Origin of the sequence: Streptomyces albidochromogenes (assembly GCF_005981925.1) — a bacterium.
Classification (GTDB): domain Bacteria; phylum Actinomycetota; class Actinomycetes; order Streptomycetales; family Streptomycetaceae; genus Streptomyces; species Streptomyces albidochromogenes.
In genome coordinates, this window is record NZ_VBVX01000732.1 from 1 (window position 1) to 544 (window position 544).

The 544-nt window shown below is 77.6% G+C and carries 1 pseudogene; it reads right to left on the reverse strand.

What is annotated here, in order from left to right:
- Positions 1-518, reverse strand: a pseudogene (locus E2E34_RS34975) (hypothetical protein); the annotation flags it as partial.
- Positions 519-544: the final 26 nt, after the last annotated feature.

A 544-nucleotide genomic window follows, 5' to 3' on the forward strand; every position in this document is an offset into this window, starting at 1 on the left:
TCCGGCGACCGCTCGGGCTGGGGGCCGGGGACGACGGCGGGAAAGTCGGCCATCAGTCCGCCGGACGCCTCCTTCAGGGCCGCCCATCTGACCTCGCGCGATCCGCTCTCGTGCCAGTCGGCGCCGACCGTGGCGTCGGGGTCGCCGACGGGCAGGAAGTCGGCTTCGCCGTCGTACGGATCGTCGTCCCTCCCGGCGCCGCCGGGCCGCCACCACGACGCGGCGCCCACGCCGCTGTCCGCCGCACCGTCCAGCCCGCGCCGCTCACCCCGCCCCAGCCGCCACCACCGGCGCCTCGCGCCGCCGGCCGGTTTCCCGGACCCGCCGGCCGGTTTCCCGTCGCTGCCGGCCGCCTCACCGCTCCCGGCGGCCGCTTTTCCGTCGCCGTCGGCCGGCTCACCGTCCCTACCGGCCGCCGCCCCCTCCATGCCGGCCGCTTCGTCATACACACCGGCCGCTTCGTCATCCACACCGGCCGCTTCGCCGTCCATGTCGGCCGCTTCGCCGTCCCCGGACACGAAGCGCGCCTCCCCGGTCCCTGCGG